Source organism: Fibrobacter succinogenes subsp. succinogenes S85, assembly GCF_000146505.1.
GTDB lineage: Bacteria > Fibrobacterota > Fibrobacteria > Fibrobacterales > Fibrobacteraceae > Fibrobacter > Fibrobacter succinogenes.
In genome coordinates this window covers 2,007,526-2,023,332 of sequence record NC_017448.1, presented here as the reverse complement: position 1 = coordinate 2,023,332, position 15,807 = coordinate 2,007,526, and the positions used below count along the sequence as shown (strand labels likewise).

The window sequence follows — 15,807 nt, the reverse complement described above, 5'->3', positions numbered from 1 at the left end:
ATTGCCTGCACAACAGTGCGGGCTTTTGGTGTTTTTTGACTATTATTAGGCTCTTCACCGGATGAGGTATTTCTAATGACGACGGAGCGAAAGTCTTATTCCTCCAACAAGTTCCACCTGGAACTCCCGTACCTGATCGAAGTCCAGAAGGCTTCGTACGAGCAATTCCTTCAAAAGGACATTCCGCAAGAAAAAAGGATGAACGTCGGGCTTGAACGCGTGTTCCGCGATATCTTCCCGATCACCGATGACAAGGATCTGTATTCCTTGAAGTATGAAGGATATTATTTCGGCATCCCGAAATACAGCATCCCCGAATGCCGTGAGCGCGGTCTCACGTATTCCATGGAACTTTTTGCAACTCTCTCCCTCCAGGTGTTCGAAAAGGACGGAGAAGAAAGCAAGCTCAAGGAAGAAATCAAGAACGATGTCTTGGTTTGCGACCTTCCTATCATGACCGAGAACGGAACGTTTATCATTAACGGCGCCGAACGCGTCGTCGTTTCGCAGTTGCACCGTTCTCCTGGTGTGAGCTTTGACGAAGAAATGCAACCTAACGGCCGCTCCGACTACAAGAGCCGTATTATTCCGCACCGCGGCGCATGGGTTGAATTCAACACCGAAGGCGACATCCTTTACCTCATCATCGACCGCAAGAAGAAGATCGCCGCTACCGCCATGCTTCGCTGCATCGGCTTCGAAACGACTCAGGACATCCTGAACCTCTTCTACAAGAAGACTGACGAAATCGTTCTCGACGATGCCGCATTCAATGACTTTGACAAGGAAGGTGTCTGCACCCTCATCAACCGCATCATCTTCAATGATGTCGTTGACGAAGAAACGGGTGAAATCATCCTCGAAGCTAACACTGTCATCGACGACAAGAAGCTCGAACGCCTCCGCGAAAGCAGTGTCGAAAAGATCACCGTGCTTTCCAAGGAAGAAGACAACCTCCTCATCCACTACACGCTCGCTGCCGACAAGACGAAGTCCCGCGAAGACGCCCTCAAGGCTGTCTACTCTGTGACCCACCAGCAGCAGGAAGAAGCTCCGAACCTCCAGACCGCCGAACGCTACTTCGACGAACTCTTCCTCAACGACCCGCACAAGTACGATCTTGGCGAAGTCGGTCGTTACCGCTTGAACGCTAAGGTTTACACCGCTGCTATTCTTGCCAAGGTTAAGGAAGTTGCTGAACGCTTCGACCGCGTCAACGAATTCAAGATGCCGTCTGTGACCCAGATGACGATGAGCAAGACTGACTTCCTCGCTATCATCGAATACATGGTCGGCCTCTTCAACGGCGACGAAGGCTACACTCTTGACGATATCGACCACTTGGGCAACCGTCGTACACGTTCCGTGGGCGAACTCCTTGCCGGTCAGATTTCCGTCGGCCTCTCCCGTATGTCTCGCGTCATCCGCGAAAACCTTTCTCTCCATTCCGAAGAAGAACAGACGACTCCGCGCGAACTCGTGAATACTCGCATGGTCTCCACTGTCGTCCAGGCATTCTTTGGCCAGAGCCAGTTGTCCCAGTTCATGGACCAGATGAACCCGCTTTCTGAACTTACTCACAAGCGTCGTCTCTCCGCTCTCGGTCCTGGTGGTCTTACCCGTGAACGTGCAGGCTTCGAAGTCCGTGACGTTCACTACACGCACTATGGCCGTCTCTGCCCGATTGAAACTCCGGAAGGTCCGAACATCGGTCTTATCAACTCCCTCGCATCTTACGCCGTGGTGAACCACTTCGGCTTCATCGAAACCCCGTACCGTATTGTGGGTCTCGTTGAATTCAAGGACGCTCAGGGCAACAAGTGCTACTTCCCGGAAGAAAAGTGGCATTTCGGCATCTTCAAGGGTTTCGTTCATGATCCGCACCTCTTCGTGGAACTTGAACTCACCCAGAAGGAAATCGACACTGTCCGCCTGAACCTCGACAACCGCCAGCGCGAATTGTTCGAAGGCTTCGTGAACAAGGTGTTCCAGCTCAAGGATGCCGACGGTAACGTTTCTTACAGCAAGAACGGCTTTGCTCTCGATGATTTCGACGGCACTCCGGACTACGTGCAGGTGGGCGACGTCGTGGAACAGATCGTTTCCGACTACATCAGCTACCTCACTGCAGACGAAGAAGACTCCTTCAAGGTCGCTCCGGCTTCTACCGAACTTGACGAAAACAACCGCTTCAAGGGCGACATGGACGGCTACGTCATCGTCCGCGACAAGAGCGAATACCCGCACTTGATGAAGCAGGATTCCATCGCCATCGGCGACACCGAAACTGAACGTATCGACCTCATGGACGTGGCCCCGATGCAGATTGTGTCTGTGGCTGCTGGTCTTATCCCGTTCCTTGAACACGATGACGCTAACCGTGCATTGATGGGTTCTAACATGCAGCGCCAGGCTGTGCCTCTGCTCCGCGCCGAAGCTCCGGTCGTGGGTACTGGTCTCGAACGCCGCGCCGCTCTCGACTCGGGTACGGTTGTCCGTGCAAAGCACGACGGTAAGGTCACGTTTGTTGACGCTCGCAACATCACTGTGCAGCGCGGCAAGATGGTGAACGGCGTATTTGAACCGCTCACTGGCCTTGGCGAAAACTATGAATTCCTCGGCAAGGATCCGATTGACGAATACACGCTCCGCAAGTTTGAACGTTCTAACCAGGATTCCTGCATCAACCAGAAGCCGATCGTGAACGTTGGCGACTTCGTGGAGGTCGGCGACGTCTTGGCTGACGGTGTTTCTACTGACCACGGCGAACTCGCTCTCGGTAAGAATATCCTCATCGGCTTCCTCCCGTGGAACGGTTATAACTACGAAGACGCTGTCATTATCTCCGAAGAACTTGCCATCAAGGACACGTTCACTTCTATCCATATCGAAGAATACGAAATGGAAGTCCGCGACACCAAGCGCGGTCCGGAAGAATTGACTCGTGAAATTCCGAACGTCGGTGAAGACGCTCTCCGCAACCTCGACGAAAACGGCGTGATCCGCGTCGGTGCTGAAGTCGGTCCGGACGATATCCTCGTCGGTAAGGTTACCCCGAAGGGCGAAACCGAACTCACTCCGGAAGAACGTTTGCTCCGTGCCATCTTCGGCGAAAAGGCCGGCGATGTGCGTGACTCTTCCCTCAAGGCTCCTCCGGGAATGAAGGGCGTCGTGCTCGAAACCCGTATCTTCAGCAAGAAGGACAAGGCCGACAAGAAGAGCAAGGAAAAGGATCAGGAAACGATCGAAGAAATTCGTCAGAATTTCCAGAGCCAGATCGACCGCATCAAGGATGCATGCCGTGAACACTTGTTCGACCTCCTCGCAGGCAAGTCTGCTGGCAAGGTGATGGACAACGAAACTCACGAACTTTTGATCCGCGAAGGTCAGACTTATAACGAACAGAACCTCAGACTCATTGACGTGACGAAGGTTTCTCCGCTCTCCACATTCGTTGTGGATGACGATGACCTTCAGGACAAGGTGCTCTCTCTCGTTCTCGTTGCCCGCGACAACCTCGATACCCTTACCCGTACGATGGAAAAGGAAATCGACAAGGTCACGAAGGGTGACGAACTCAAGCCGGGCGTTCTTAAGAGCGTCAAGGTGTACATCGCCAAGAAGCGTTGCCTCTCCATCGGTGACAAGATGGCAGGTCGCCACGGTAACAAGGGTGTCGTCTCGAGAATCGTTCCGGTCGAAGACATGCCGTTCACTGAAGACGGTCGTCCGCTCCAGATTCTTCTGAACCCGCTGGGCGTGCCTTCTCGTATGAACATCGGTCAGGTGCTTGAAGTTCACTTGGGCTGGGCTGCAAAGACTCTCGGCTTCAAGGTGACGACTCCTGTGTTTGACGGTGCCAAGTTCGAAGATATCTGCAAGGAACTCGAAAAGGCTTACCAGAAGAACCCGATCGTGAACTACGAAATGGATCCGGATAACAACAAGATTATCGGTAAGGCCAAGCTTTACGACGGTAAGACCGGTGAAGCCCTCCTGAACCCGGTGACCATCGGTTACATGTACTACCTCAAGCTCGGTCACTTGGTCGATGACAAGATCCACGCACGTTCTATCGGTAGCTACGCTCTCGTGACGCAGCAGCCGCTTGGCGGTAAGAGCCAGTTCGGTGGCCAGCGCTTCGGTGAAATGGAAGTGTGGGCTATGGAAGCTTACGGTGCCGCTTATACGTTGCAGGAACTCCTCACCGTCAAGTCTGACGATGTGCAGGGCCGTTCCAAGGTCTATGACGCCATTGTCAAGGGTCAGAATACTCCGAAGCCGGGTATCCCTGAATCCTTCAATGTTATGATTCGCGAAGTTCATTCTTTGGGTCTTGATATCGAGACCACTGGAGACAAGTAATTATGGCTGAAGAAATGACTGAACAGTTTGGCGACATTTCTATTCATCTCGCCTCTCCGGACCTGATCCGTTACTGGTCCTATGGCGAAGTGACAAAGCCGGAAACGATTAACTACCGTTCCTTCAAGCCTGAAAAGGATGGTCTTTTCTGCGAAAAGATCTTTGGACCGGTTAAGAACTGGGAATGCAACTGCGGTAAGTTCAAGCGCATCCGCTACAAGGGCGTCATCTGTGACCGTTGCGGCGTTGAAGTGACTCACTCCAAGGTCCGTCGCGAACGCATGGGCCACATCGAACTTGCTATCCCTCTGACCCACACCTGGTTCGTCCGTAACCAGCCGTGCGTCATCGGTGCACTCCTCAATCTCAATACTAAGGACCTCGACCATATCATCTACTACGAAAAGTACGTGGTGATTGATCCGGGTACGACCGACCTCGAACCGAACTCCCTGATCGACGAAGCTCAGTATCAGGACCTCGTTGCCGAAGGCCGTGAATTTGAAGCCAAGATGGGCGCATCTGCTATCAAGCAGTTGCTCGACCGCGTCGACTTGACCAAGCTCTCCGAAGAACTCCGCTTGCAGGCTACTTCCAAGTCCAAGACCAAGCAGGACGACGCTGTGAAGCGCCTCAAGGTCGTCGAAGCCTTCAAGAAGTCCCAGATGGAAAGCTTCCGCAGCTACTACAAGAATCCGGATCCGGCCCGCGACGCAAGCAAGGCCTGGCTCAAGGGTCTTGCCGAAGCTGTTGCCGAATTCAAGGTAGACTACGAAGCCAAGCACTCCGACTTTGTGCTTGCCGACGCCTACGAAGAATTCCGCCACAAGTATCCGAACGAAGCTCGCTTGCTCGCTAACCAGCCGTCCTGGATGATCCTTGACGTCCTTCCGGTTATCCCGCCTGATCTTCGTCCGCTCGTACCGCTCGAAGGTGGCCGCTTTGCTACCTCCGACTTGAACGAACTCTATCGCCGTGTCATCAACCGCAACAACCGCTTGAAAAAGTTGATTGACATCCGTGCCCCTAACGTGATTCTCTGCAACGAAAAGCGTATGCTCCAGGAAGCTGTCGACCAGCTGTTCGATAGCGGCCGCCGCACCGCTCGTGCAGGTTCTGCACGTCCGCTCAAGAGCCTCGCTGAACTCCTCAAGGGTAAGCAGGGCCGCTTCCGTATGAACTTGCTCGGTAAGCGTGTTGACTATTCCGGCCGTTCCGTGATTGTCGTGGGACCGGAACTTCGCATGCACCAGTGCGGTCTCCCGAAGCGCATGGCTCTTGAACTTTACAAGCCGTTCATCATCCAGCGCTTGGAAGAAGAAGGCATTGTCTACACGCTCAAGTCTGCTAAGAAGTACGTTGACGCAGAACGTCCTGAAGTCTGGGACATTCTCGAACAGATTATTGAAGACCACCCGGTCATGTTGAACCGCGCTCCGACGCTTCACCGCTTGGGTATCCAGGCCTTCTATCCGAAGCTCATCGAAGGTAACGCGATTCGCCTCCATCCGCTCGTCTGTACAGCATTCAACGCTGACTTCGACGGTGACCAGATGGCTTGCCATCTTCCGCTTAGCTTCGAAACTCAGCTCGAATGCCGCGTGTTGATGCTTTCTTCGAACAACATTCTTCACCCGGCTTCAGGTCAGCCGATCGCTGTGCCGGGCCAGGACATCGTGCTAGGGCTCTACTACCTCACCAAGCCGCGTCCGAACCGCAAGGGTGAAGGCATGCACTTCTACGACCCGGCCGAAGCCGTTCGCGCTTACGAAAACGACGTCGTGGATTTGAACGCCAATGTTTACTTGAAGCTCCCGGCAGGTCGCAAGATCTATATGGGCGCTCTCGAAAAGGATTGCACCTGCATCCGCGAAATGGCTGATGACAATGGCAATCTTGAAGTCCAGGTCAAAGCTGGCGAAAAGATTAAGTTCCTTACCCTTAAGGAAGACAACGTCATCAAGACGACTGTCGGCCGTATCATCTTCAACGAATTTGTCCCGAACGCTCTTGGCTACGCCAATGAAACCTTCGGCAAGAAGGTGATTGCAAAGTCCATTGACGACCTCTATCGTCGTACCGGTAACCGCGTGACCGTTGACTACCTCGACGACCTCAAGGCTAACGGTTATAAGTGGGCAACGCGCGCTGGTTCCTCTGTGGCAATCGCTGAAATGGTGATCCCGAAGGAAAAGCAGGAAATGCTCGACAAGGCTGCCGAACAGGTTTCCAAGATTCGCGCCCTTTATGAAGACGGTGTCATTACTGACGGTGAACGTTATAACCAGACGATTGACGTGTGGTCCAAGACGACGTCCGATGTCGCTGCCAAGCAGTGGGACTTGCTCTCTCACGACCGTGACGGTTTCAACCCGGTCTACATGATGGCTGACTCCGGCGCTCGTGGTAGCCGTGAACAGATTAAGCAGCTGTCCGGTATGCGTGGTTTGATGCAGAAGCCGATCAAGCAGCTCGGTGGTCAGGAAGTTATTGAAAACCCGATTAAGTCCTGCTTCCGTGAAGGCTTGAACGTGATGGAATACTTCATTTCGTCTCACGGTGCTCGTAAGGGTCTTGCTGATACCGCTCTTAAGACGGCTGACGCTGGTTACCTTACCCGTCGTCTCGTGGACGTGGGCCAGGACCTCGTGATTACCGAACCGGACTGCGGTACGACGAACGGTATCGAAGTTTCCGCATTCAAGGACGGTGACGATACTGTCATTCCTCTTGAAGAACGTCTCCTCGGTCGCGCTCCGGTCGATGACATCAAGCACCCGGTGACGGGCGAAGTGATCGTCAAGGCTGGCGAACTCGTCACTGAACGTGACCTCCCGAAGATTTCCGCTACGGGTCTTGAACACATCAAGATGCGCTCCGTGCTCACTTGCGACTCCAAGACTGGTGTCTGCGCCAAGTGCTACGGCCGTATGCTTGCTTCCGGTCGTCCGGTTGACCTCGGCGAAGCTGTTGGCGTGCTTGCTGCACAGTCCATCGGTGAACCGGGTACGCAGCTTACCCTCCGTACGTTCCATATCGGTGGTGCTTCTTCCCGTTTGACGGTTGAAAGCGACAAGAAGGCTACAGTCGATGGCCACATCGAACTCGAACAGGTCGAAACTGTCGACCATGAAGGCCAGAAGGTTGTCGTCTCCCGTATGGGCGAACTCGTTATTTTCGATACGACCGGCATTAACAAGGGTCGTTACCAGATTCCGTATGGTGCAATCTTGCACGTCGAAAACAATGCTACCGTCAAGAAGGGCGAAAGCATGTTCGAATGGGATCCGTATAACAGCCCGATTATCACGAACGTTTCCGGTACGATCGCATTTAGCAATCTTATTGAAAACAGAACTTACCGTATTGAACGCGATGAAATGACCGACGTCGAAACGTGGATCGTCATTAGCGACAAGCAGCACGGTAAGAACCAATTGCGTCCGGTCATCGTCATCAACGACGACCGTGGCGAAAAGGTTGGCCACTTTATGTTGCCTGACGGCGCTATCCTCGCCGTGCATCAGGGTGACCGCGTTACTTCCGGTCAGGTTATCGCAAAGCTTCCGCGTGCAGCTGGTAAGACCCGCGATATTACCGGTGGTCTTCCGCGCGTCGCTGAACTCTTCGAAGCTCGCGTTCCGAAGAACAAGGCATTCATCGCACCGGTTGACGGTCTCGTCAAGTACGGTAACGAAGTGCGCAACAACCAAGAAGTTATTATTCAGCAGATGGATGGCAACGAAGTGAAAGTGCTGGTTCCGCGTGGTATCCATCTGGCGGTCAATGACGGTGACCGTGTCCGTGCTGGTCAGAAGATCAGCGAAGGCAGTGTGGACCCGCACGATATCCTCGACGTTCTCGGACCCGAGGATGTGCAGCGCCACTTGGTGAACGAAATTCAGGCGGTTTACCGCTTGCAAGGTGTGGCTATTGCAGATAAGCACATCGAATGTATCGTTCGTCAGATGATGCGCAAGGTCCGCATTACAGATCCGGGTGAATCCGAATTCTTGCCAGGCGAAGAAATTTCCAAGATCCGTCTCCGTACCGAAAACGAACGTCTGCGCGCTCTCGGTAAGGACGAAGCTAAGTATCAACCGATGCTCCTTGGTATCACTAAGGCTTCCTTGGCAACGGACAGCTTCATCTCTGCAGCTTCCTTCCAGGAAACCCAAAAAATCCTTACTCGCGCCTCCATCGAAGGCTGCGTGGATCCGCTCATGGGTCTTAAGGAAAACGTGATTATGGGTCGACTTATTCCGTGCGGTACTGGCGCCCGTCACTTGAGGAACGTCCAAGTGATTGATGCCGATGCCGATGAAATGGAAGAACGTCGTGTGCAGAGTGCTCCGGCTGAAAATTATGAAACCGGTACCGGAATCCAGATGCAGGATAACGAAATCGGTGCTTCTGACGAGGAAGATTCAGATAATTAACAGCTAAGTACTTGAAATATTTGGAAATAAAACTATATTTGCACTCCAAAATCTAGGAGATTAAACAGTGCCAACTATTCAACAGCTCGTCCGCAACGGACGTGAACAGATCAGCAACAGGACCGCTTCCGTAGCTTTGAAGTCCTGCCCCCAGAAGCGCGGCGTTTGCACCCGTGTTTACACCAGCACCCCGAAGAAGCCGAACTCCGCTCTTCGTAAGATTGCCCGTGTGCGCCTTTCCAACAAGATGGAAGTTACCGCTTACATCCCGGGTGAAGGCCACAACCTCCAGGAACACTCCATCGTGCTCATCCGCGGTGGTCGTGTGAAGGACGTTCCGGGTGTTCGTTACCACATCATCCGTGGTACGCTCGATACCCAGGCAGTCAACGGCCGTCAGAACGGCCGCTCCAAGTACGGTGTTAAGAAAAAAGGTGCCGCTCCGGCCAAGAAGTAAGGAAGTAATCTATGTCTAGAAGAAGAAAGGCTCTCCATCGCTCCATCCTCCCGGATCCGCGTTTCCACTCCACGCTCGTCACCGAACTCGTCGGTGTCGTGCTCAAGCAGGGTAAGAAGACCATCGCTGAACAGATCGTCTACACCGCTCTCGACATGCTCGACAAGAAGGTCGAAGGCAAGGAAACCCCGCTCGAAAAGTTCGAACTCTGCCTTGAAAACATCAAGCCGCGTGTCGAAGTCAAGTCCCGTCGCGTTGGTGGTGCAAACTACCAGGTCCCGATGGAAGTTGCTCCGGATCGCGCCAAGGCTCTCGCTCTCCGCTGGCTCCTCGATGCAGCTCGTAACCGCAACGAAGCCAACATGGCAGAACGCCTTGCTGCAGAACTCGTTGCCGCTAAGAACAGCGAAGGCAACGCAGTCCGCAAGAAGAACGATACGCACAAGATGGCCGAAGCCAACAAGGCTTTCGCTCACTTCCGTTTCTAATTCTTGCGCGCAAGCACAGAATTATCCTAGAGAAGGGTCTCGCTTTACAGCGAGACCTTTTCTGCTTTTATAGCTGTTTTGGCTTAAATGAAAAAACTCCTCATTCCGTTTTCGCTCTATTGCTAGAGACGAATTTGAAATGAGGAGGTTTCAAGGAGAAAACTTGATTGAGCGCTATTTGCACTTCTTCATCTTCGCAATGCCTGCTTTCCAGGCGTCAACGGCTGCCTTTGAGGTGTTGAGCGCCCAGTCGCCTTCGTAGTCCTTGCTTTGGCTGAACCACATCACGGCAAATACGCGTGAGTAGTCGGTGCGGAAATGCTCAAACATGTCGGCGATCCATTCGGCCTTGCTTCCACCTTTTTCGGAACTGGAGATTTCGGCAATGAAGAGCGGCTTGTTTATATTTGCGAGAGCCTTGTAGGCATCGTCGAAGACTTGTGCAAAGGACTTCCAGCTGGACCAGCTTTGACTCTTGCCCCAGTTGTAACCGTCAATGGAGATGTAGTCCACAAAATCGTCGCCGGGATAGTTGCCCGTGAGCGTGGCGCCTTCGCCGTGGTTCGTGACATTCGTGGTCCATACCCACTTGACATTCTTCACGTTTTCTTCGCGGAAAATCAGAATTATTGGTGATGTTCCCTTTTGCGTGCATACAAATTCTAAGAGCCGTTTCAATCGGTCAAAAACTCGGCTCTGATTGATTCCATGAAGCGGCGATTATGGGTATTCCGTTTGGAGAAGCTTAGTAGGAATAAAAAATCCCCACTCTAGCGTTTTGAAGGAGCTAGAATGGGGGTTGTCCAAGGAGTTTTATGAATAAGTTTTGTTTAACGCTTCACGGATAACTTGTAAATGCTTCGCGTGCTTGTCTTGGGGGCGTCGATAGCGTGCACTCCCGCGGTAAAGTGCTGCACCGGGCTCTGCCACAGGACACGTCCCTGATAGTCAAACTGCACGACGCTTGCCTTTAATGCTTTGTCGCTCTGCATGTAGAGCTTGCCGTCTTGCAGGCGAAAGGAGCTGCGGGCGGCCCTCCCGGCTGGTTTGATGGAGGTGCTGCTGTCCATGGCCTTCATCTTCGCGATGCCTGCTTTCCATGCATCAACTGCAGCCTGTGAAGTGTTGAGCGCCCAGTCGCCTTCGTTATCTTCCTTGCTCTGGCTGAACCACATCACCGCGAAAACGCGGGAGAAGTCGGTCGCGAAGTGCTCAAACATGTCGGTAATCCATTCAGCCTTGCTGCCGCCAAGTTCGGAACTCGAAATTTCTGCGATGAAAAGCGGCTTGTTGATTTTAGCGAGTGCGTCGTATGCTTTCTTGAAAACCTGCGAGAACGTCTGCCAGCTAGACCAACTCTGGCATTTGCCCCAGTTGTAGCCGTCGATGGAGATGTAGTCGACGTATTCGTCGCCAGGGTAGTTGCCCGTAAGCGTGGAACCCTTTCCTGAGTTCGAAGCGTTCGTTGTCCAGACCCATTTGACGTTCGTAACGCCTTCTTCTTTGAAAATTTTTACGATATGACGGAATGCTTCGGCGACGTTTGCATCGGTGTTGCCGGCGCCTGCCTTGCCTACACCCCAGTCGTACCAGTCGCCGTTCGCTTCGTGGAGCGGCCTGAGCCAGATTTCTTCGCCATAGCCTTTAACACCCTTGGCGTAGTCGCGGATATATTCGTCGGCCTTGCCGTCCACCAAATCTTGCGCGTTGTAGCCGTTTGCCATCCAGGTCACCACAAGCGTGGAGCCGTTGTCTTTCGCGACGTTTGCGTACTCTTCGGTTGCGTTCCAATCGTTGATGTCGAAGAGCGCAAAGTAACTGATGAGGTCGATATGCGAGCCCTGCAAATCTTGGAATGCCTGCACGTTTTCTTGAGTGGGCTGCGGGTATTGGCCGGGGCCACCGACCCAGGCGCCGATTTGGAATGCTAAAGCAGTCATAGGCAAGATCCCTAATGTGAAGAGTAGTGATTTGAACATAGTAGCCTCGATATTCAAAGATTGTATTTTGTTTCCTTACTTAAATTAGGTTACTAGGCGTTCCCTGTAGTTGAAATTTTTGTATGTTCGTGTTATAGTGTATCTAGTGTTATATTGAGGTTCACCATGACAGTCGAAGATTTTTGCAAGTGGATTGGATCGTCTAATTTCAAGGATGGAGACCGGCTCCCGTCCGTGCGCGAGGTGGCTGCATCTTCGGGGGCGTCGACGTTCACCGTTTTCCGTGCATACAAGAAGCTTGCCTCTCAAGGGAAAATTTATGCGGAACATGGCAATGGATTTTTTTGGGGAACGAAGCCTAAAATCGAGGCCTCTGCACGCGAGTACGAAACAGAACGCGTAGAGCGTTTATTGTTGGATGCTTGGAAATCGGGAAAAATTTCGGTCGATAATCCGCTTCCATCAATCAAGGACATGTGTCTGTCTTATGCGACTACTTTGGGGACAATGCGGCGTACGCTGGAGCAGCTCCGTGCGAAAGGGACTCTAGAACGCAAGGGGCAAGGGCGATATTATTTTGCTAGTGCACGGGTGACTTCTGAAACGACGGAAATTCTCCTGATCATGCGTTGTGACCCTAACGGGGATTTTAATTGCCTTGGCGAACGTGAACTTTCGTTTATGCAGAAAGTCTATGTGGAGGCGCATCGCAATAACTTAAATGTCAAGGCGCTTGGCTATTACGAAGAAGAGGGCGCATTTTTGGATGCAAACGGCAACCGCATCAGGCTTGAAGATTGCCGTGAATGTTTTGGCGCGATTGTCTCGACGATGCTTGTGTTCAATATCAATAAGTTATTTACAAAGCTTGCGACGACGCGCTTCCCTGTGGCAGTGTGGTGGGAACATCCGCTGTACGACATTCCGCGTGCGTTGAAAAAAGAAAAGCGATTTGCGTTTTTCAACCTCGCCTTTGGTGAGTTCCCGGGACGCATTGTCGGGCGTTTTCTGAAGAAAAAAGGCTTGACGCGGATAGCCTTTGTTTCTCCGTATCACATGAGCATGTGGTCGAGGGACCGCTTGAAAGGTCTCAAGAATGTGGGACTTGAAGTGTTCGAGGCGACTGATGCATCGCATGCGAGCCCTTATGACTTTATGCAGGAACCGCGTGCACATGCCCGTTATAGACAAATTTTAATGTCGCTCGTGAAAAAAATCCCGCCTGTGGATGCGTGGGTTGTTTCTAACGACAGGGTCGGAGTTGAGCTTGTTTCGCTTGCGAACCAGGGCAAGATTCCACGCCCGCCTTACATGGTTTCGTTTGATAACTCTACGGACAGCTACCGCAACCGCCTGGATTCTTTCGAGTTCAACGTGGAAACGCTTGCTGAACAGTCTGTGTTTCACTTGGTTTCGCCGGGTATTACCTTGTATAAAAAAGGCGATTTCCGTGAGCTATCGGGACATGTTGTAGAGAAATAAAGTATTTTTTTATAAAGGAATTTTTAATCATGAAAACCATAAAGAAATCCATCGTACTTCTATTTTCAGCTTCGTTGCTGTTCCTTGGCGGTTGTGCCAAGAACCATAACGATATCATTCTTCATAAGACAACGTCTTTTTGGACGGGGAGCCCGGTGTTTAAATTGGATGTCCCGTATCCTGAACCGCTCACTTTTGAACTCCCGTCTGCTGAATGGGTGCCTCTTAAAATTCAAAAGAAGGAAGGTGTAAATACGCGGATAGAGCTTGCAGAAGGTGCGGCTGATTCGTATGTGAAGGTGGCGATTGATGGTCAGACTAAGAGCTTGTTCGAAAGTCTTGAAACCGAAAGCGGTGTGGATTTTGGTCAGTCGGATTCGTTGATTCTCGTGGGGCTTTTCGATCATTACAAGACGATGACTAAAGCTGAAAATTCTGATAAGCCGATTCAGTATAGCGAGACGAAATTCGAAAGGCAGGATGACGATGCGTTTGCTTGGATGGTGACTTCAAACGGCTCGTACAGCGTTGCGTACGCGGTGCTCATGACAAAGAACAAAAACTATTTCACGGTTGAAGTCAACCAAAAAAATCGCGAGACGGATATCGAAAAAATTTTGTTGGATATTGTGAAGAGCCATAAGACGTACTAGGCGTTAAATGATGAAATTTTTGAAATTGTGTTGGCTGCCGTTTTTATTGATAGCGTTGTTCCTTGTCGGGTGTTCGCAGTCCAATGAAGATGAAGTACGAAAAGCAAAACGCTTTGAGGCGTTAAAAGGACTGCCTTTGGATACGGTCCTTACGCGTGCGTATAAATTTTACGAGCAGTATAAGGCGGCGAATGATACTCTGCTGCGCGATTCCATGGACGATTACAGGGACCACTTTTTTGCGAGATGGAAATTGACTTCGGATTCTCTTTGTGGGACGGTTGCGCCGGATGATTCTTTGGCGGCTGAATTACGCGAAATTTATAAAGTTGTAATGGAGTTTGATGCTAAGCGTAAGTATCATTATATTCTTAATAGGGAAAAACGGGATTCTCTTCAGGCGTTTTTATATGAAAAGATGCAGAAAGTTAAGCTGTTTGGTATTGATGATATTCTTGATGATTTAGAAAGGCGTAGAGAAAATCCGGATTCAATGCGGGCTGTTCAAAATCAACGGGATAGCGCCGAGAACGCTGAGATTTGGAGTGTTCCGCTTGAAGAGGCTATATCCGGCATGAAAGAAGATTCTAGTAGTGTACATACTGTTAATTATTTTGTCCAAACTATGCAGGTGTTTTATGTTGATACTTCTGCTTCTGATATGAATGAATTGGATAAAATTGATCGGCATCGTATAAAGCTAGACGCATGGAAAGAAACGAAATCAGCTTGCTTAAGCAAAACACCGATGGGCCAACAGATTCTTGTTCTAAACAAGGAATATCATACTTTGTTGAAGAATTTTATGAAAACGAAGGTTCGTGTGTCTCGCCAAGAGATATATTCATATACTTTCTTTTTAGGAAAATACCCTTTCTGGTATCCGATGATTTCTGTCGTGCCGCTTCTTTGGGGAAACGGTTTTCATTTCGATTCGTTTCCGATCATGCGAAGTGCCTTGTTCAACAAAACTCATGATATGGTAATATTGAGTGTAGGGGAAGAGGGTGATTTAGGAAGGTGTTACTATTTATCCAAGAAAAACGGAAAATGGGAATTGGTAATGCTTAAGCGTGGATGTGTAGATTCAAGCGGATTTTTAAAGCATGCGTAGTTTACTTGTAATAATTGTTTTGATGCTCACGGCGCCAGTTTTTGCGCTGGAACCTGCGCTGGATTTGCAGGACTCGTTGGTGACTGATTCGCTTTCGAAAATATCCTTAGCGAATGATGTTGATACAAACACCATTGTCAATACGAATAAAGTTGAAAGTGTTGATGCGGGGATATCTCAAAATTTAGATTCTGTAGATGTAATTAATCCTTATTATCCATCGGGGTTTACAATTGAGGCTGCTTATGCGGGACCGACTATATTGCAACTTAGATTGTTTGGAGGAAGAGAAAATCCTCATGAGCTGTTTAAAAATAAATGGATTAGTTTTGGTTTTGCTTTTGGATATCTTGATATAGATTTTCAACGAGGCTTTATTTCAGATGATTGTTTGTTCATGCTCTTAATATCTTTAATGGGACGTACGGAGACGTTTGAATCTTTTTGGGTTGTATTGGCATCTGTTGTAAATGGTAATACGTATTTGTCATTAACGGAAAATGCTAGAATAGGATTGTTTGAAACGCATCATTTTGTGGATTACTTATTTAGTGGTTTAAGTTCGTCGTATGGTTGGGAATTTGGCTGGTCGCAAGCAATGGGAGTAAGGTTTGTATTGTCAAAAAGTGCTTACCTTGATTTAGGAGGCCATGTTGAAATTACGAACCAACGCTTTCTTTTTGGAGCGTTCGTACAGTTAGGAATTTTCGGCGGTCATAAGTAAAAATCACTGGATCCTTCCTTTGGTCGTCAGGATGACGAAGAAACATTAACTAATGACTAACAACTAATGACCAATGACTAATCGCTAACAACGAAATCTTCACATTTTTTCTTCTTACTGTCTACTGCAAACTTCCTACTTTTTT

At 50.4% G+C, this 15,807-nt stretch carries 10 protein-coding genes; 8 read left to right on the top strand and 2 right to left on the bottom strand.

All coding sequences use genetic code 11. The features are described from left to right. Positions 1 to 75: 75 nt before the first annotated feature. From rpoB to rpsG, 4 genes are all read left to right on the top strand, one after another. A complete protein-coding gene (rpoB, locus tag FSU_RS08220) occupies positions 76 to 4,365 on the top strand; it encodes a DNA-directed RNA polymerase subunit beta (protein WP_014545987.1) in 4,290 nt (1,429 codons plus the stop codon). A gap of 2 nt (positions 4,366 to 4,367) precedes the next feature. Beyond that, positions 4,368 to 8,804 carry a DNA-directed RNA polymerase subunit beta' gene (rpoC, locus tag FSU_RS08215; RefSeq protein ID WP_014545986.1) on the top strand — a complete coding sequence of 1,479 codons (4,437 nt, stop codon included), beginning with the start codon at positions 4,368 to 4,370 and terminating at the stop codon, positions 8,802 to 8,804. Positions 8,805 to 8,871: 67 nt separating this feature from the next. Beyond that, complete coding sequence (rpsL, locus tag FSU_RS08210) at positions 8,872 to 9,261, top strand: 30S ribosomal protein S12 (RefSeq protein WP_015731968.1); 390 nt, start codon at positions 8,872 to 8,874, stop codon at positions 9,259 to 9,261. A gap of 11 nt (positions 9,262 to 9,272) precedes the next feature. Beyond that, positions 9,273 to 9,749, top strand: coding sequence for a 30S ribosomal protein S7 (gene rpsG / locus FSU_RS08205; protein ID WP_014545985.1), 477 nt, complete (start codon positions 9,273 to 9,275; stop codon positions 9,747 to 9,749). Between the two features lie 174 nt (positions 9,750 to 9,923). Here rpsG and FSU_RS08200 read toward each other — a convergent pair whose 3' ends face one another. Both FSU_RS08200 and FSU_RS08195 read right to left on the bottom strand, forming a co-directional pair. After that, positions 9,924 to 10,427, bottom strand: a complete 504-nt coding sequence (locus tag FSU_RS08200; RefSeq protein ID WP_014545984.1) for a glycosyl hydrolase — start codon at positions 10,425 to 10,427, stop codon at positions 9,924 to 9,926. 152 nt (positions 10,428 to 10,579) lie between these two features. Continuing rightward, complete coding sequence (locus tag FSU_RS08195) at positions 10,580 to 11,689, bottom strand: glycoside hydrolase family 26 protein (RefSeq protein ID WP_244263596.1); 1,110 nt, start codon at positions 11,687 to 11,689, stop codon at positions 10,580 to 10,582. Positions 11,690 to 11,854: 165 nt separating this feature from the next. Between FSU_RS08195 and FSU_RS08190 the strand changes: the two genes are divergently transcribed. Genes FSU_RS08190 through FSU_RS08175 form a run of 4 tightly spaced genes read left to right on the top strand, consistent with a single transcriptional unit; the run spans position 11,855 to position 15,662 of the window. Continuing rightward, positions 11,855 to 13,171: a GntR family transcriptional regulator gene (locus FSU_RS08190; protein WP_014545982.1), complete on the top strand. Its 1,317-nt coding sequence runs from the start codon at positions 11,855 to 11,857 to the stop codon at positions 13,169 to 13,171. Between the two features lie 29 nt (positions 13,172 to 13,200). Next, entirely contained in the window at positions 13,201 to 13,824 is a 624-nt protein-coding gene (locus tag FSU_RS08185) for a hypothetical protein (protein ID WP_014545981.1), read from the top strand. A 7-nt stretch (positions 13,825 to 13,831) separates the two neighbouring features. After that, the gene (locus tag FSU_RS08180; RefSeq protein ID WP_015731966.1) at positions 13,832 to 14,938 is read left to right on the top strand and encodes a hypothetical protein; all 1,107 of its coding nucleotides are present in this window, start codon (positions 13,832 to 13,834) and stop codon (positions 14,936 to 14,938) included. After that, positions 14,931 to 15,662 (top strand): hypothetical protein, encoded by a 732-nt coding sequence (locus FSU_RS08175; RefSeq protein WP_014545979.1) that lies wholly within the window; start codon positions 14,931 to 14,933, stop codon positions 15,660 to 15,662. Before FSU_RS08180 ends, FSU_RS08175 begins: the two co-directional genes overlap by 8 nt. Positions 15,663 to 15,807 lie beyond the last annotated feature (145 nt).